Source organism: Paenibacillus sp. J31P316 (assembly GCF_056269105.1).
Genome location: NZ_JBWDNI010000023.1, coordinates 1 through 17545, shown reverse-complemented (window position 1 = coordinate 17545; position 17545 = coordinate 1). Strand labels below are relative to the sequence as shown.

The following is a 17545-nucleotide window of genomic DNA, read 5'->3' as shown; positions in this document are numbered from 1 at the left end:
CTGACACTCCATCCCCCGACCGGGTTCCGATGTGTGGCTCTGAGTCTTTGTTCAATAAACTACGCTTGCTCCTTCGCAGCTGACGGAGCTCTCTGTGAAGCGTTCATTTATTTACTCGTCTCATCATCGCATTTGAAATATTGCGATAATAGTAACAAAAATCTTTCGTCAGGTAAACAAAAATTTTGAGAATGGGAAGACACTGCGCGAACGTTCCTCATTCGTTACCCCAAATCCACGCTTACGGTCGTCAAGCCGAACGGGGCGACGTCGAAGGCCAGCACTTCTCCCTCTACGGCGATGACGGCGCAGCCGTCAAGCTCGCGCTCGTTGGCGTCGGCATATCGGGCCGAGACGGCCGCTTTCGGCAGTCGGCAGCGAACGCGGTCTGCCCGGCCCTCCGTCTCGTAGACGCGGATGATCAGCCGCCGTCCGTCCTCCGACCATTTCACCGCTGACACTGCCGCACTGCCTGCCAGCCATTCCATGAAGCTGCCCGATGCAGGACGCTCACCAGCATGCACCGTGCCCGGAAGCACGCTAAACGGATGGTTATAGTCGTAGGCTCGCTCGATCAGCGCCCGATTGGAGTCGGCGGCGTCTACGACGGCAACCGCGAAACTGCATTTGATCCTTCCCGCCTCCGGAAGAGGATCGGGATCGAATGAACCCCGGATAAGCGAAAGCGAGAGCGAGTCGTCCGTACCGCGGAAGCCGTATTTGTTTCGCGTCATGATCATGACCGCCCTGCTGCCGCTGCCGGAATGTGATCCTTCACGCTCGTCCAGCTGTCTGCGCACGGCAAGCGCCCAGCTGTTTGCCGGAACGTCCATATCCATGTCCCTGCGCACGAGCGTGCCTGCGGGAACGTCGTATTTGTAAGCCTGGCAGCCATAGCCGAGCGGCATGCTGAAGTTCAGCTGCGGCACCCGTCGTTCGGAGGAGGAGCCGGTCTCGCGCCAATCGCATTCGATTTCGTACTGCAGTGCATCGCATCCCCTGTCGAGCGAAATGACGGCCTTCAGGCGCGAAGAGCCGAATGCCGCTTCGATGACAAGCGACTGCCGGACGGGGCTCGCGCCGCGTTCAATGCCCGTTACTACGATTCGGTTATGCATCTTGTCAAGCGGCCTGCCTGGCGCAGCATGCGGCATGGCGATGCGTACTTTGCCATCGACGTTCCGAACCGAGCTGTAACGTCCGACGTCCCATGCGCTGCCGCCTCCGATCTCCTCCTCGATGAAACGGAAGATCCCTGCCGGGCGGCGCGGATCGACCATCTCCTCGCCCGTCGCTTTATCCAACAACGAGACGATGCTTCCGTTCACGGTATCGAAGACGACCTTCAGCCGTTCGTTCTCGAGCGCGAAGCCGTACTCATGCTCCGATGTCCGCGGCAGGTTGGAGACGACGGGCTCGGCCGCGAAGTCCTTGCTTTCCGAGAGAACGACAGTCTGGTAGCCGCATGCGGGGACGGAGACGCGGACGAGGACACGGGTATAATAATGCCACCAATATTTTACCTGCTCGAAATCCAGCACCTGGTGCGGGATGACGTCCCCCGCGGCATCCTTGACGATCAGCCTCCGCAGATCGCCCGTCCAGTCCCACAGCGTCAGCTCGACGACTTCCTCCCGCGCATGCAGTGACGGATTGAAGAGATGCATGATTCGCTCATAACCCTTGCCCGTCTCGTTCTGCGTGACGCGGAAGGACTCCGATCCCCAGCCGGCTCCTGCTCCCTCCGAGATGGATTCCGCATCCGCATCCGCTTGTTCTGAGTTCGATACTATGTCCGTGCTCTCCTCGCCGGATGGGATTGCGAGCGTAGATGTATCGATCGTCGCCGCCAGCGCCTGCAGCGCCATTTTCCGCCTCGTGTTCGTCATCGCCATTACTTCTTGGAATTTGCCGAGCGCATGCTCCCTCGTCTCCGTAACGCCGGAGCCTGGCAAGATATCGTGGAATTGGGCGAAGAGCACCTCGCGCCACGCCTGCTCGAAATCCTCGCCCGGGTACGGCCGGCCGGTGATGCTGCCGGCCAAACCGCCGAACAGCTCCGCTTCGTTCAGCGCGTTCTCCGCGACGCGATTGGCCGTCTTGATCCGGGTCTGCGACGTATTGCAGCCGGGCGCAACGAAATTCAACTCGCCGCGGACCTCGGGCAGCCTGTCCGCAACCCGCTCCATTTCGGCATAGAACTCCGCATAGGTGCCGAACGACAGCTGCGGATAGATCGGCCAGCCGCTCATATCGCGAATACGCTCGATATCCCTCCGGGTCGGCCCGCCGCCGTGGTCGCCGACGCCGTATACCTTCAGGAATGTATCCGTCCCGTGATCCCGGCAAAATTCCGGCAGAAACGCCGCGAAGAACGGCTCGATGTTGTCGTTGTACCACATCGGCTCCCGATAGACGATTACGGACCGACCCGAAGGCGCTGCCCACCGGAATAGCGACCGCTCGTTGTAGCCTCGGCAATGATAGTAATATTTCACGCCCGCAGCCGCGAGAATCTCGGGTACATGCACGCTATGGCCGAACGTATCCGGCTCGAAGTCCAAGCTAAGCAGGTCCGGATCGAGCCCAAATAAACCGGACAAATACTTCTTCGCATACAAAACCTGACGAACATGGCTTTCGCCGCTTGGCATGTTCTTATCCGCCTCGACCCACGTGGAGGCCGTGACTTCCCAGCGTCCTTCCCGGACGCGCTGCTTGATCTCCTCCAGCATGCCGCGGTCATACTGCTCGACGATGCGATAAATCGCTGCCTGCGACTGCGAGAACGTGAAGGCAGGGTACTCGTTCATAAGGGTCAACATGGTTCGAAACGTATCTAGCGTGACCGCCACTGTCTCGTCCCAGCCCCATTCCCAGTTCATGTCGATGTGGGCGTGGGCGACGCAGATCGCTTTATACCGTTTGGCTGCCGCCGCGAGCGGCGCCAGCATCCGCTCGGCTTCGAGCACGGTGCTCTTCGTAACGGCCCCCTCCTCCCGCAGGACACCTGTCAAATAAACAAGCGCGGCCTCAATGACGGCGTCATATTGACCTCCATCCACCTTGGATAACTGCGCGGCATATTCGGCTTGAGCGGTGATACGCGCCAGCCAGTAGGTCTTCGCCGCTTCCCCAGGAAGCTGGCCGAGCCCGTATTCACGGGGCAGGTGGCGTTTCAGCTTCTCCAGCAGGACAAGAATCGTGTTCATGCAGGGTCACCTCGATTGTAGGTTTTCGCTCTAAAATAAGCATGACTTCAACCTGGCCCATCAGGTTGAAGTCGGCTGATCATCACTTCATCTTGTAAACGCCAAGGAAGGCGAATGATAAGTTGCCTTCCTAAACCTGTCCCCCTAAAAAGTGAGCGAGAGCAAAGTGGTCGGAGGGCGGTATGGAGTTGAAGCAGCGCCAGCGGTCGCCTTTGTGGACGGATTTTCCCTCATAAAATAAATTCAAAGAAATCAGGCCACAACAGCGAGCGGAAACCCATACCGACCGGAGACCATGCTTCTTCCCACTTTCACCCTTTGATCCCGGTAAACGTAATCCCCTCCATAAACCGCTTCTGCGCAAAAAAGAACAGCACGATGATCGGCATCGAGATCAGCACCGAAGCCGCCATGAGCGACGGCCAGTCGGTTCCGTGCGAGAACTTGAACTGCTGCAGACCGATCTGCAGCGTGTACTTGCTGGATTCCTGCAAGTAGATCAGCGGGCCCATGAAGTCGTTCCACGAATTGATCAGTTGGAAGATCATGATCGTCAACAAGGCCGGCTTCGTCAGCGGAAGGAAGATCCTCGCATAGATGTCCAGCTCATTGCAGCCGTCCACCCGGGCCGCATCCTCGAGATCCCTCGGCATGCCCTTGAAAAACTGCCGCAGCAGGAAGATGAAGAACGGCGACCCCAGGAAAGCGGGAAGGATCAGCGGCCAGTAAGAGCCGATCATATGCAATTTGGTGAAAATCATGTAAACCGGCACCATCGTCGAGGCATATGGAATCATCATGACGCCAAGCGTGACGTAGAAGATGAATTCCCTGCCCCGCCACTGCAGCCGGGCAAGCGCATACGCGGCCAGCGGGCAGCTGAACAGGACGCCGATAATGTTCATTGCGGAGATGTACGTCGTATTGAAAAAGTACCGTCCGAACGGTATCAAGGTAAACACGTCGGCGTAATTGCCGATCTTCCAATGCTCCGGCAGCAGCGTAATCGGGAAGATCATGGTCTCCGCCTGGGTCTTGAGCGACGTGGACACGAGAATGAAGATCGGGATAAGGAAGAACAAGCTGAACAAGAGCAATATGAGATGGACGCCGGAATTCGTCACGCGCTGTTGTTGGATTCGATTCATTGCCGCACCTTCCTATTCGCCCATGTAGTGGACCCAGCGTTTCGAGGTCCAGTTCAAGAAAATCGTCAACGCCATGACGGCCGCGAACATCATCCAAGCCATCGCGTTGGCCTGACCCATCTGGAACAAGGCGAATGCGTTTTTGTAGAGCTGCATGTTATAAAACAGCGTCGAGTTGGCGGGACCTCCGGTGCCGCCGGAGACGATGAACGGCAGGACGAATTGCTGCAGCGCTCCGATCATCGCCATGATTACGGAATACAGAATGACCGGCGACATGAGCGGCAGCGTGATGTAACGGAATTTGCGGTACGGCCCGCTCCCGTCGATCGTCGCCGCTTCGTAATAATCATTCGGAATGTCCTGCAGGCCTGCGAGAAAGACGAGGATACCGGAGCCGACGCACCACTGCGCGATGAACACGATCGAGGGCTTCGCCCATAATTCGCTGCCGAACCAAGGCGGCTGCGGAAGATGCAGCTCGTAGAGCACGTAATTGACGAGCCCGAACTGCGAATTCAGCAGCCACTGCCAGAGCACGCCGCTCGCCACGATCGGAAACAAGGTCGGAATGAAGAAAATGACGCGGTAGATGCCCTGTCCCTTGATTTTCATATTCAGCATCACGGACAAGAACAGGCCGAGCACGAGACCGATCGGCACGGCCATTGCCGCATAAATGAACGTGTTTTTGACGGACACCCAGAACAGCTCGTCATGCAGCAGCTCCTGGTAATTGGCGAAGCCGACGAACTTGCTGACGTTGAAGCCGTTGAACTCGGTGAAGCTATAATAGAACGACGACAACAGCGGGTAGAAATAAAAGATCGCGATGCCCAGCAGCCAGGGCATGGCGAACAGCCAGCCGTATTTTTCCCGGCGTATCGTTTTGATCATGTCCTCTCCAACTCCTTAATTGTAGAAGGGCGGGGATTTTCATCTCCGCCCGGCACGTGCTATTTTTTCTCCAGCTCGGCGTTGGTCTTGTTCGTCACTTCGTCAAGGAGCGCCTGGGCTTCCCCTTTGCCGTGGAGCGCCTTGTCCTGCGCCGCGTTCAGCTGATCGAAGAAGAATTGTCCCTTCGTGATGATCGGACGCGCGTAAGCCGTCGGGAACATGTCGATGAACGTTTTATACTTCGGTTCGCTTTGAACCCATGACAGCTGCTCGTTCAAGTCCATTTTGCAGACGAACCAGCCGCTCATATCCGCGTAATTCTTCGCGCCATCCTCCATCGTCATGAATTTGGCGAATTCGAAAGCCGCATCCTTGTTCTTCGCGCCCTTCGGCACGATGAACGACCAGCCGCCCGCCCACGTCGTCGGATCCGTGCCCGATAGGGACGGCAGCGGAGCTACGCCGTAGTCGAAGTCCTTCAGATCCTTGTATTGGCCGATTTCCCAAGATCCGCCGACGATCATGCCGATTTTGCCCGCCGCGAACGGATTAATATCGCCGCCGACTGCCGTTGCGAAATCATTGACCGCCTGCGCGTCGTATTTCTTCGCATAGCCTGCTTCCCACTCCAGCGCCTTGACGTTGGCCGGATCGTTCGCCGTGATTTTGCCCGTCGCGGGATCCTGGTATTTGCCTCCGAACGCCCAGCCCCACGTCAGCACGCCGCCTTGGCCCATCCATGGAATAAAGCCGAGCGTATCGTAGCGGCTGCCGTTCTTCTTGGTCAGCTTCTCCGCATATTGGTCAAGCTCTTCGATCGTGGTCGGCGGCTTCTCCGGATCGAGGCCCGCTTCCTTGAACAGCTTCTTGTTGTAGAAGAGCGCCCGGTCGTCGGTCGTAAACGGCAGCGCGTACAGCTTGTCGCCCATCGATGCTTCCTGCCAGGAGAAATCGTAGAATTGATCCTTCGTGACTCCGCTTGCCTGCGCGTTCTCGGTCAGCTCCTCGAACAGCCCTTGGCTCGCCCATTGCTGGACCATGAACCTGTCGAACACGACGACGTCCGGCGGATTGCCGCCGTTGATCGCCACGGTCAGCTTGTCGGTAATGCCGTTGCCGGAGCCGCTGCCGCCGATGAATTCAGCCTTGACCTGGATGTCCTTGTGCGTGTCGTTGAACATCTGGACGCTTTTGTCCATGGCCGCTTTCTCTGTCGCGCCGCCGAATGGATGCCAGAATGTAATCTTGGTGATCTTGCCGGAAGAATCCCCCGAGTTCGATGCGCCTGCATTGCTGGACGTACCCGCTGCTCCGTCGTTGGACGAACCGCAGCCAGTAAGGACCAATGAAGCCGCGCATGTCAGCGCGACCGCGGATGCCATGAGATGGCGTTTCTTACGTGCCATGAATGCTTCCCCTGCCTTTTTCGTTATAGTTGCTTACAAGGTTAATTGTACGTGTACTTGGAAACGCTTCCCACGAGGGGAGTTTTGTTTTTTGTGTGCTAATTTTGTTTGTTCGCTTGCAGTTCAAGGAAGGGTCCGAACATGCAAAAATCCCCTCATCCGGCATTCAGCCGAATAAGGGGATCGCGTGATATCATGAAATTGTTTGTGCGATTGCATAGCGTTCCGCGCAGCCGCCTGCCAAAGCGGCGCTTCCGATCCGCGGCTCTGCGTCTGCCCTTCTGGCAGTCTTACTCGGCCGTTTCGAATTCGACCAGATTGACTTCGCGAACCGGAAGATCGGCGTCGCTCGGAATGTGGAACGTTTTGATTTCGCATTTGCCGAATGAGCTGGACCATCGACGGTTCAGCATCGGTACTTCGATTGCCGATTCCGCCGGCCGTCCCGCTGTCTCGTAACAGCGCAATATCCAACCATCGCCGTCCTCGGCCCGTTTGAAGACGGTGGATACGATGTGCGCCGAAGCAATCCGAATGCCTGCTAACTGCTGTGGAAGCGGTCCTTCGTGATACGTCTCCCACACACCGACAGGAGGCACGTTCAGTTCATAGGCTTTACGGACGATGCCGGCATCCTGCCAGCCGCCTTCATGCGGCACAAGCGCATAAGCGAACTCTTGAAGCCCCTGATCCATATACTCCACCTGATCGTCGCGCTCGCCGTAATGATCGGCATAGATTGGGCTGCGCACGACTGTCATCCTTGCTTCGCTGCCCATTACGTCGTAAGCGTACTTGCCGTTGTTCAGAATCGCCAAGCCCCTTCGGCCTTCCATGCCCGGCGCCTTGCCGGCCACGTCGATCCATTGCTGGCCAGGCACTTCCTTGCCGTTCACCTCGCGCTGAATGAAGCCGTATGGAATTTCCGAGAACGACTCCGGCTGCTCCACCGCGACCGGGAACGACAGCTTCAGCATCTTGTGCTTCTCCCGCCAATCCAGCTGCGCCTTCACCTGCACGTCCCCGGAATTCGAAAGAAGCGTGAAGTCCTGGCGCAGCGTTGAGCCGTTATAGCGGCTCGTGACGCGAATCGTCGCGCGCAGCGGGCCGTTCTCGAGCACCTTTACCTCGGCATCCGCGAAGTAACCGATCAAGTCGCGGTAGCTGTGCAGTCCGTGACCCCACGTATCGCTGTGATGCTCGTCGATAACGACCGGCACCGCCCCCGGTCCGCCAAGCACTTCCGTGTTCGTCCGCTTATCGAGCAGACGCGCTATGGCTCCGGTATGCCGCTCGAATTCCACCCGGACGAACGCATTTTCCAGCACGTTTCCTTCTGCCGTTGCCGGCGACTCGATCGTCGCTACCGGAGCAGGCTCCGTGCTCAAGTAGCACCAGTACACGCGGTAGCCCATTGCCGGCACCTTGGCCAGGAACAGCGTATCCCAATTGTCCTGTCCGTTCGTGCGCGACGCGCGGACGGTTTGGAACGGCACTGCGCTTCCCCGGTCGTCTTCGACGCCCGTCATCTTGCGGTTCGCATGGACCGGCACCTCGACTTCCCAAGACAGCGGATTGAACACGACGAACGGCGTGCCGAGGTCGCCCTGCTCCCAGGACAGCCAGTTCTTGTCCTTGCTGAGCGTCTTGACTTCCGGCTTCATCGTATCGATCGACCACGAGATTCGCTGGGTCGCCGCGTTAAGCGCCTTGGCCCCGAGATGGAGCGCTTCGCCGTACGACTCGCGCGCGTCCTGGAACGCTTCCCGAATGCTGCAGCCGCCCATGATATCGTGGAATTGATTGAACATTACATTCTCCCATGCCGTCTTCAGCTGCTCCTGCGGATAGGAGAGGCCAAGAAGCACATTCGCTGCCGACGAGAATTTCTCAGCCGCGAGCAGACGGTGCTCCGCCCGGCGGTTGTTCTCCTTGGACTCCGAGTGCGTGGAGTAGCAGCCGACCGCATGCATTTGCAGCTCGTCCTTCAGGACCGGCAGCTCCGGCTTAGCAGCCTCGATTTCGGCAAAATAGCGATTCGGGGTGCTGATCACGATGCGTTCCTTCCCGAACTCAGCCTGCATCTCCGCGATCGCCTCCAAATTACCGATCGTCGGACCGCCGCCGTGGTTGCCGACCCCGTAGAAGGACATATGCGAATGGCCGTCCGCGTCTGCCATTTCTCCGTGCTTGCGTACTTTCTCCGCGAACGGCGTTCCCCAGCTGCTCGAGTAATTATCCGACAAGCGGAAGGCTAGAACGCGGCTGCCGTCTTCGGATTCCCACCAGAATAAATTGCGATCAAGCTCTTTCTCATGCTTCTCGGGCCGCATGAACACGTAATAATCCATGCCGCTCTTCTTCAGAAGTTGAGGAAGCATGCCGTTATGACCGAAAGAATCGACATTATAGCCGACCTTCGCCATGACGCCGAACCTCTCCTGAAAATACCGCTGTCCGTACAGGCTGTGCCGGGCAAAGGATTCGCCCGAGGGCAGATTGCAGTCCGGCTGAATCCACCAGCCGCCGACGATGACCCAGCGGCCTTCGGCTATACGCGCCTTAATCTCCTCGAACATGTCCGGCGCGTTCTCTTCGATCCAGGCATAGTACGCCGCGCAGGAACGAGTAAATACGAAATCCGGGTATTCCTTCAAGCGGTCCAGCGCGGAACGGAACGTAGCCTTGATCTCCGCATAACCCTCCTGCCATTGCCACAACCATACAGGGTCCAAATGCGCATTGCCAATAAGATGAATGCTTGCTTGCTTCGTCATATGCTGACATCCCCTCTCTCGATCAGATAATTCAAGGCGACCGACAAGCTGGCATAATCGCCGATTCCCTCGCCCAGTCCCGCTTGCATGACTTCGCATACCGATACGGATAACGGCAGCGCCTCCCGGCGAAGCTCCTCCAGCACGACCGGCTCCATGATCGGCTTCTGCCTGCCGTAGATGCTGCCGATGACGATGCGCTCGGGATTCAATACGTCCACGAGCACAGCTAATGCGCGTCCGAGCTTCCGTGCCGAGAGCCGATAGATCTCCTGCGCGAGCGCGTCTCCCTGCTCCGCGGCCCGGCCGACGGTCTCGGCGCTCAGCGCGGACAGCTCCTCGGCCGTGCCGCAGAAGTCCGGCGCCTCGCCCATTTCGATCCGCTGCGCGACGATGCCCCGCGCGAGCTGCGCGATGCCGCCCCCGCTGCAGAAGCCCTCGAAGGAGCCGGCCTTGCCGTAGCCGACCGGACCGTCAGGCTCCAGTCTCATATGACCAACCTCGCCGGCCATGTCATTTGTCCCGGCATAAAGTGCGCCATTCAAAATGAGGCCGGCTCCCATGCCCGTGCCGAAGGTCAGGAAAATCATGTTGCGGCAGCCCCGCCCGGCGCCCCATTTCCATTCCGCCAGCGCGCAAGCGTTGGCATCGTTCTGCAGCGCCGCCGGGACGCCGTACCGCTCCTCGAATGGCGTAATAATATCGACCGCGTCCCAGCCCGGCAGGTTCGGCGGCGACAGGATGAGCCCTCGCCGGCTGTCCAGCGGACCGCCGCAGCTGATGCCGATGGCGGCAAGCTCACCCTCCGGATGCCTCTCCAGTTCTACGTTAAGCGCTTCCATTACTTGCGCAATCGCGGCTTCGGGGCTGGCCGGCGTGGCGATGCGTGTTTTGCCGATGATGCGAATGCCGCCCACGCCGTCCAGCACGCCCAGGCTTGCGGCGCATTTCGTTCCTCCGATATCGATACCCGCCAGCAGCTTCATGCTCATGTCCCGAAGAACGCCTCCTCCACGACCATGCAGCATGCATGGTAGATCGGCAGATGCCGCTCCTGGATGTCCGGAGTGCTGTCATGCGGCACGCGGATCGTCACGTCGCACAGCTCTTTCATGCGGCCGCCGTCACGTCCTGTCAGTCCGATCGTCCTGACGCCCAGCGCCTTCGCCACCTGTATGGCTCGGACGACGTTCATTGAATTGCCGGAGGTGCTGAGACCAATCAATACATCGCCTTCCCGGCCGTAGCCGTACACCTGCTGGGCGAACACCGTTTCCGCGGAGACGTCATTCATGAACGCGGTCATCAGCGCAGCATGGCTGACGAGCGAAATCGCGGGCAGCGCTCCCTGCAGCCGATCGGCGATCGAGCCGCCGTCCGCCGGGAACAGTTCCCCAAGCTTCGCCCTGAATGCGTCCGGTACCGGCCGCTTCGACATAAAGCCCTTCATCAGCTCGCCTACGATATGCTCGCTGTCCGCTGCGCTTCCGCCGTTGCCGCAGACAAGCGCCTTGCCGCCGTTCCGGTAAGCGTCAATGAGCAGCCCGCAGGCAAGCTCCGTGTCCTGTGCGCATGCGTCCAGCTCCGGGTACTTATTGATCATGGCTTGCACGATTCGATGCATCTCGAAAGCTCCTCTCCATAGACTGCCTGCTTGCCTACACCTGCGGCACCTTATGCAGGCCGCGAAAATCCGACGGCGTCGTCATTGCAACCCGACTGAATAAATTCGAAAAATAAAACTCGTTCTTCAAGCCCACCGCAAGCGCGATCTGCTTCATCGGCAGGTCGGTCTCGATCAACAGCTTCTTTGCCTGCTGGATCCGAATGTCGTTCAGCTTCTCCACGACCGTCAGCCCCGTCTGCTGCCGGAACAGCCTCGCAAGCGTGCGATAGCTGACATGCAGCGCGTTCGCGATATCCTGCACGCGGAGCTCGGCCGCATAGTAAGCCTGCAGGAAAAGCAGCGTCTGCCGGACGATCACGTCCGCATGGTCCTGCGCCTGCGCCGGAAGCACCGCTGCCCGGACTCGCCAATCCTCGAACAATCCCGTCATCCAGCCCGCGAAGGCCGTCTCCAGCGACAGCAGGCTCATATCCGTCCGAAACGCTAACAGCGGCGCGGCCGTCTCCGCTTTCAACGCGTAGGAACGTACCTGGGAGAAGCAGCGGATAAACTCCGCTTCCTCGCTCATTCCGTCCGCCGGCTGGCCGTCCTCCCGCATGATCTGCCAACGGAGGCAGAAGCCGTCATCCGACTCTCCGGGCCGATGCCGATGCGCATGGACGGCTCCAGGAGGGATCAAGTATGACTGGCCCGCCTCGATCCGGAATTCCTCGCCGGCCGATGTCGTGTACAATCCGCCTCGCGACACGTAATTGAATTCATACCAGGGATGCCGGTGAGGCGGATGCACCCAATCTTGTTCGTGCTCCGCCGACACCGCGTCCAGCAGGACGATGCTCAGCGCTCCGATGCGGATCGGATGCAGCATCAGCCGCTGCAGCAGACGCAGCGGAATCGCATACGCAACAGCGTTTTCCCGCATGCCGTCTTCCTCCCGACGCTCCGGTTCATGATTGTAATTATAGTGCAATGTTCATCGCCCCCGTCTGCCAAAAAGAAAGAATCCTTTATAAAATTATGCCAACCTTCCTACTCCTCAAGCTTCTTGATTTCCTCATCCACGTTCTTCTTCAGCTCGTCCAGCAGCCGCTTCGGTTCTCCCTTGCCGTGAATGACCAGCTCCTGGATGCGCTGCGTTTCGTTCCAGAGCAGGGAGCCGACCGGCGTGACCGGCCGCGTATACGCATTCGGCATCATGTCGAGAAAGATTTTCAGCCGCGGATTATCTGCCAGCTTCAGCTCGTCATTAACGGCAGGCATCGCCGTGATATCGTTCCCGGCATTTTGCCGCCGAGCCCACAGCAGCGTGCCTTCCTTATGCGCCACGAAGCGGATGAATTCCCACGCTTCCTTCGCATGCTGCGCGCCTTTAGGCATGACATACGACCAGCCTCCCGCCCATGTTATCTGCGGTTTGCCTTCGGCTGACGGCATCGGTGCAACGCCCCATTCGAAGTTCGGCTTGACGGCAGCGAGATCATCGAGAATCCAATTGCCGTCATAGACAAAACCGACCTTGTTGGTCCAAAACAAATTGATGCCCGTTTGTCCCAGCCCTTCCGCGAAGCTGGTCAATTTGGCGACGTCGTACTTCTTGGCGTAGCTGGCCATCCATTCCAACGCCGTGACGTTGATCGGCTCGTTCGGCGTCAGCTCGCCTCCGGCGTCCTGCAGGCTGCCGCCCATATTCCATGCGTTGACATAGAAGAACGCCTGGTTCATCCAAGGAACGAAGCCGACCTGCTCGTATTGCCCGGCATCGTTCTGGCGGAACATTTTTTCGGCCATACGGTCAAGCTCGTCCAGCGTCTTTGGCGGACGGTCAGGATCGAGTCCGGCTGCTTTCATTAAGGTCTTGTTGTAATACATGGCACGGTCATCTACCCGCCACGGCAGGCCGTAAACCTTGCCATCGTAGACGACCTCCTTCCACGCCGGCGCGTAATAATCGGAAGGAAGGATGCCTGACGTTCCGACGTACGAGGATAAATCCTCCAGATAGCCTCGGGCCGCCCAAGAGCCGACCAGAAAACGGTCGAACAACGCCACGTCCGGCGGAGTACCTCCGGCGATGGCCGTCAACAGCTTGTCCGATGCTTGCGTACTGCCCGTATTCTCCACGAACGTCATGTTGACCTTAATATTCGGGTGCTCCCGTTCGAAGACGTCAACGACGTTCTTCTTGAACTCGCTCGGATACGCATCTCCCCATGGATACCAAAAATCGATCGTCACCTGCTTATCCGCTGACGATCCCGAATCCGTCACCGCGTTCGCCGCATTCGGCTGTGCTGAATCGCAGCCGGACAACAACAGAATCGCAGCGAAGCCGGCCGCTGCAGTTAAAACCTTGCGTTCATTCATTGCCGCATCTCCTATTCCAGCTGGCTTCATCGCAATGGGATGGTCAATTTCACTGTCGTGCCTGCGCCTACTTCGCTTTCGATGTGCAGCCCGTATTCTTTGCCGTACGTCAGCTTGATCTGACTGTTTATATTCTTAAGCGCGAAATTGCGTTCGACCTGCAGCTCCTCGCTGCCGAGCATGTCATGCAGTTCCGCCAGCTTGTCCGCCGGAATGCCGACGCCGTCGTCCTTCACCTCGAAGATCAGCAAGCCTTCTCTGCTGTGCCACTTAATATCGAGGCGTCCTTCGCCCAGCTTACTCTCGAGTCCATGATAAATCGCGTTCTCGACGAGCGGCTGAAAGACGAATTTGAGCGCCCGCCGCTCCAACAACCCGGGGTCCGTCGACATCTGAACCGTGAACTTGTCCTCGTAGCGAATCTGTTGAATGGACAAATAGCTCTCGAGCAAATCGACGCATTCCTGAATGGTTACGAATTCCTTGCCCTCGTTCAAGCTAAGCCGCAGGTAGCGCGACAGGCCGAAGATCATCGTGCTGATCTCGTCGACCTTATAAATGCGCGAAATCCAATGGATGGAATCGAGCGTGTTGTACAGAAAATGCGCGTTGATCTGAGAGCCCATCATCTTCAGCTGCATTTCGGTCTTGATCAGCTTCTGAATGTACAGCTCGTCGATCAGCTGCTTGATTCGCGCGACCATGACATTGAACGTGGAGAAAAGCGCCCCGAATTCATCCCGGCGGGCCGTCGTGATTCGCACGTCGAAGTCCCCGTCGCTGGCTTTGCGCATCGAACGAAGCAGCGTAATGACCGGACGATGCATCTGCCTAGCGGCGACGAGCGCCAGCACGATCGAGATCAGCGTGAACCCCGCGACCAGCAGGAGCGTATAGACGCCGATCTGGCTGGAATCGCCCTCCAGCTTCTTGAGCGGCGCCATTCCAACCAGCTTCCAGTCGTTAACGGCGCTCTCGTCGAAGACGGTAATCATCTTCTCGCCTTGAAGCTCATTATAGAGCGTTCCGCTCTGGGAGTCCGGAAGTTGAATGCCGGAAGGCGCCATAATACGGCTTCCATCCGAATCCGCTACGACCCGGTTCCCGCTGTCCACGATCATCATGCTGCCCCCCGCATGAAAATCCACTTCCGACAGCAGCTGCCGGATGCCCGCCGGATCGAATTCCATGACCAGTACGCCGATAATGGAGCCTTTGCCGTCCAAGTCCTTAATCGCTCGTCCTATGCAGAAGACAGGTTCGTCCAAGCTTTGCCCCGCATAAGAGGCCGGAAGCAAGGAAGGGCGAATGCCATACCAGACGATTTTGCCGTCCGCCGCCTTGATAGCCTTGTACCATTCCTGCTCCTGCTGCTCTTGACTGGCCGGCGGCAGCTCAGCGAACGGATTGATCGTATTGCGGTACCGATAAGACGCGTGCTTCTCTCCCAGAATGAAAATATTGAGCGTATCGTTCTTCGCGTTCACCATATTGGACAGGAAGCTCCAGATCTGCTGCATCGTCGACGTTTGGTCGTAGCTGTCCTGAAATTCGCCGAGCATGCCTTTCTGAATCTTTTTGTCCCCGAAAATCAAATCGGACCGACTCGCATATTCGTTCAGCATAAGCTCCAGCCGCTTGTTCGTTTGTGTAACCGTTTGCAAAGCAATCTGCGATACGTTGTCGCGGATAATGCCGTTCGCCTTCGTGTAGGACAGATAGCCAACAGCCGTAATTGATACGGACATGCTGACAAAAAACAGAATAAATAGCTTGAAGCCGATGGACCGCCAATGAAAATACGTATGAAGGTTCAATGCCCCTTCTCCCCCCGAATGCGGTAATAGCAGCATTTGCCGTGCAGTGGTTGCGGTAATTAAGAAATGCCCACGTCTCGATACTGCCCGGGCGTTATTCCCTCCTGCTCCTTGAACACCTTGGTGAAATGGCGGAAATCCTGGTAGCCGACTTTCTCCGCGACTTCATAGATCTTCAGCTTCGTATCCTTCAATAAGACCTTGGCTCTATCGATTCGAAGCCGTGCCAGACACTTGCTGAACGTTTCGCCGGTCTCCTCATGGAAGAGCTTGCTGAAATACGAAGGGTTCAAATAAAAATGCTCGGCGACCCCGTTCATCGTAATGGCATCCGCGGCATGCGTTTCCAAATAATCCAGCGCCAGTTCGATCACTCTTTTGCGGTTCCCCAGCGTACCCGTCACCTGGAGCAGCTGCTGGAACAACGCCGGAAGCTCGGTCTGCAGCTCATCGACGCTGCACCAAGGAAGCCGGAGACGAATTTGAATGCCAGGATTGTCGTTATCGGCAGCCTTCCCGGACTGATAACCGGCTTCCAGCTTTTGCTCGACTTCCAGCAGCAGACTCTCCAGCCCTTTTCGAAGCGCAAGCGGAGCGTACTTGGCAGCCGACGACCGAACGTGGTGGAACAGCTCTTCCGCCAAATCGTTGACCATCGATTCTTTGTTCAACTTGATGGCATGAACGAGCCTGCTGTCCCAGCCCGGAGGCCCTGTCTGACCTGAATGCAGGCTGGGCAGCCCTGCCACTGACCGGCGGGATGCCTCATACACCTTCCCATACCCTTCATAGAAGGCATAGGCACATGCACCGACCGCCTCCCGGAAGGAGGCTGGCAGGTCGCTCATCATCCTTTCCCGGCTTACGCCAATCGTAATGCTCATATTCAAATAGTGATACGCCGACTTCATGAGCGCATTCATCGCATCCGCAATGGCATGACCAGGATTCGCTGCAGGAGACAACAGGATAGCTAGATCGGCTTCCTCGCGCTCATCAAGCGGGCAAGCCATGATTTCCCCGGCGAGCGCCCCGATTTCTTCTGCCATATTGCCTAATGCATAACGAAGCAGCGAGCGGCTGCCGAGATCATCCGCATTCGCTCCCCATCCGTAGACTTGAACGGCCAACACCTGAAGGCGATCCGGATTCAGCCGAATGTCCAAGGCTTCCCGCGTAGTATCCCGACTGCGCGCGAAGCCGTTCTCTCCAAGCAGCAGCTCCTCAAGAAAGCGCTGTCTTGCGAGCGGAAGGCTTTCCCTTATACAGCCTGTTATTTGCTCCAAATGCCGGTGATTGTCCTGCTCTTGCTTAAGCTCATCCACGCATTTACGAACGACGCCTAATATTTGCGTCTCTTCGATCGGCTTCAGCACATAGTCGACAGCCCCGCATTTCAACGCTTTCTGAGCGTAGCTGAAGTCGCTATAGCCGCTGATCATGATCATTTTCGTCGGCAGCCTGCGTTCCTTCACCGCTTCCAGGAGGGCAAGTCCGTCCATGCGCGGCATCTTGATATCGGAAATAATGAAATCCGGCGTTCGTTCTTCGATCATCCGCAGCGCTTCCTCGCCGTCCCGCGCTTCGCCCAGCACCTCGATGCCTTCCGCTTCCCAATCGATCGTTAAACGCAATCCCCGCCGGACCCATTTCTCGTCGTCCACGATTAATAATGAGTACATGTTGATTCCCCCAACTCAGTCACGTGACTCCTTGATGTTGCCAATCTTGATGTAATCATACATGATGCCATTTAAAAAATCTTCAGCCGTAACGCGTTTTTCTGACAGAATAACACAAAAAAACGCCTTTATCTGCGCATGACGCAAATAAAGACGTGATTGTTAGTGGAGCGGAAGACGGGAATCGAACCCGCGACCCTCGCCTTGGCAAGGCGATGCTCTACCGCTGAGCCACTTCCGCATAATAATGCGCATAGGAATCAATGGGGCGACCGATGGGACTTGAACCCACGAATGCCGGATCCACAAACCGGTGCGTTAACCCCTTCGCCACGACCGCCACAATCCTATGTAGAGATGCAATATCGACAGTTGGAAAAGTATTTTTACAAGGGTACCCGCCAACCTGCATGAAACATTACACTCTGAAAACTGGATACGAACCTTTGCGAAAGGTTTTACTTAGCTGACATTACCGATGCTTTAGAAGTTTTCACTCCGTAAAGCGGTTAGGATAAGCCCTCGACCGATTAGTATTCGTCAGCTCCACACGTTGCCGCGCTTCCACCTCGAACCTATCAACCTCGTCGTCTTCAAGGGGTCTTACATACTGGG

General features: G+C 57.4%; 11 protein-coding genes, 2 tRNA genes, 1 rRNA gene and 1 other annotated feature (1 of these 15 cut by a window edge). All 14 genes read right to left on the bottom strand.

Going from position 1 to position 17545, the window contains the following annotated elements; all coding sequences use genetic code 11:
• Window positions 1-136, bottom strand: a binding site (T-box leader) (it extends 123 nt beyond the left edge of the window).
• A gap of 88 nt (window positions 137-224) precedes the next feature.
• Window positions 225-3212, bottom strand: a complete 2988-nt coding sequence (locus AC0YNU_RS30920; RefSeq protein WP_475763535.1) for an alpha-mannosidase — start codon at window positions 3210-3212, stop codon at window positions 225-227.
• 311 nt (window positions 3213-3523) lie between these two features.
• Window positions 3524-4360 carry a carbohydrate ABC transporter permease gene (locus AC0YNU_RS30915; RefSeq protein WP_475763533.1) on the bottom strand — a complete coding sequence of 279 codons (837 nt, stop codon included), beginning with the start codon at window positions 4358-4360 and terminating at the stop codon, window positions 3524-3526.
• A gap of 12 nt (window positions 4361-4372) precedes the next feature.
• Entirely contained in the window at window positions 4373-5257 is an 885-nt protein-coding gene (locus AC0YNU_RS30910; protein ID WP_475763531.1) for a carbohydrate ABC transporter permease, read from the bottom strand.
• A gap of 59 nt (window positions 5258-5316) precedes the next feature.
• On the bottom strand, window positions 5317-6663 hold the full coding sequence (locus tag AC0YNU_RS30905) for an ABC transporter substrate-binding protein (RefSeq protein ID WP_475763529.1): 1347 nt from the start codon (window positions 6661-6663) through the stop codon (window positions 5317-5319).
• Window positions 6664-6953: 290 nt separating this feature from the next.
• The gene (locus AC0YNU_RS30900; RefSeq protein ID WP_475763527.1) at window positions 6954-9440 is read right to left on the bottom strand and encodes an alpha-mannosidase; all 2487 of its coding nucleotides are present in this window, start codon (window positions 9438-9440) and stop codon (window positions 6954-6956) included.
• On the bottom strand, window positions 9437-10432 hold the full coding sequence (locus AC0YNU_RS30895) for an ROK family protein (protein WP_475763525.1): 996 nt from the start codon (window positions 10430-10432) through the stop codon (window positions 9437-9439). Before AC0YNU_RS30895 ends, AC0YNU_RS30900 begins: the two co-directional genes overlap by 4 nt.
• The gene (locus tag AC0YNU_RS30890) at window positions 10429-11064 is read right to left on the bottom strand and encodes a D-sedoheptulose-7-phosphate isomerase (RefSeq protein ID WP_475763523.1); all 636 of its coding nucleotides are present in this window, start codon (window positions 11062-11064) and stop codon (window positions 10429-10431) included. Before AC0YNU_RS30890 ends, AC0YNU_RS30895 begins: the two co-directional genes overlap by 4 nt.
• 34 nt (window positions 11065-11098) lie before the next feature.
• Window positions 11099-11989, bottom strand: a complete 891-nt coding sequence (locus tag AC0YNU_RS30885; RefSeq protein ID WP_475763521.1) for a helix-turn-helix transcriptional regulator — start codon at window positions 11987-11989, stop codon at window positions 11099-11101.
• Window positions 11990-12096: 107 nt separating this feature from the next.
• Window positions 12097-13431 (bottom strand): ABC transporter substrate-binding protein, encoded by a 1335-nt coding sequence (locus AC0YNU_RS30880; RefSeq protein ID WP_475763519.1) that lies wholly within the window; start codon window positions 13429-13431, stop codon window positions 12097-12099.
• A gap of 26 nt (window positions 13432-13457) precedes the next feature.
• Window positions 13458-15248 carry a cache domain-containing sensor histidine kinase gene (locus AC0YNU_RS30875; protein ID WP_475763517.1) on the bottom strand — a complete coding sequence of 597 codons (1791 nt, stop codon included), beginning with the start codon at window positions 15246-15248 and terminating at the stop codon, window positions 13458-13460.
• Between the two features lie 59 nt (window positions 15249-15307).
• The gene (locus AC0YNU_RS30870) at window positions 15308-16930 is read right to left on the bottom strand and encodes a response regulator transcription factor (RefSeq protein WP_475763515.1); all 1623 of its coding nucleotides are present in this window, start codon (window positions 16928-16930) and stop codon (window positions 15308-15310) included.
• Between the two features lie 166 nt (window positions 16931-17096).
• Window positions 17097-17171: transfer RNA gene (locus AC0YNU_RS30865), tRNA-Gly, on the bottom strand.
• 23 nt (window positions 17172-17194) lie between these two features.
• Window positions 17195-17270 (bottom strand) — tRNA-His (locus AC0YNU_RS30860).
• A 170-nt stretch (window positions 17271-17440) separates the two neighbouring features.
• A 23S ribosomal RNA gene (locus AC0YNU_RS30855) occupies window positions 17441-17545 on the bottom strand; the annotation flags it as partial.

What these genes read in the sequence shown, in the direction of transcription:
- AC0YNU_RS30920 (WP_475763535.1), bottom strand. Translation starts at nt 3,212, where the DNA reads ATGAACACGATTCTTGTCCTGCTGGAGAAGCTGAAACGCCACCTGCCC.
- AC0YNU_RS30870 (WP_475763515.1), bottom strand. Translation starts at nt 16,930, where the DNA reads ATGTACTCATTATTAATCGTGGACGACGAGAAATGGGTCCGGCGGGGA.
- AC0YNU_RS30915 (WP_475763533.1), bottom strand. Translation starts at nt 4,360, where the DNA reads ATGAATCGAATCCAACAACAGCGCGTGACGAATTCCGGCGTCCATCTC.
- AC0YNU_RS30905 (WP_475763529.1), bottom strand. Translation starts at nt 6,663, where the DNA reads ATGGCACGTAAGAAACGCCATCTCATGGCATCCGCGGTCGCGCTGACA.
- AC0YNU_RS30890 (WP_475763523.1), bottom strand. Translation starts at nt 11,064, where the DNA reads ATGCATCGAATCGTGCAAGCCATGATCAATAAGTACCCGGAGCTGGAC.
- AC0YNU_RS30895 (WP_475763525.1), bottom strand. Translation starts at nt 10,432, where the DNA reads ATGAGCATGAAGCTGCTGGCGGGTATCGATATCGGAGGAACGAAATGC.
- AC0YNU_RS30885 (WP_475763521.1), bottom strand. Translation starts at nt 11,989, where the DNA reads ATGCGGGAAAACGCTGTTGCGTATGCGATTCCGCTGCGTCTGCTGCAG.
- AC0YNU_RS30900 (WP_475763527.1), bottom strand. Translation starts at nt 9,440, where the DNA reads ATGACGAAGCAAGCAAGCATTCATCTTATTGGCAATGCGCATTTGGAC.
- AC0YNU_RS30910 (WP_475763531.1), bottom strand. Translation starts at nt 5,257, where the DNA reads ATGATCAAAACGATACGCCGGGAAAAATACGGCTGGCTGTTCGCCATG.
- AC0YNU_RS30880 (WP_475763519.1), bottom strand. Translation starts at nt 13,431, where the DNA reads ATGAATGAACGCAAGGTTTTAACTGCAGCGGCCGGCTTCGCTGCGATT.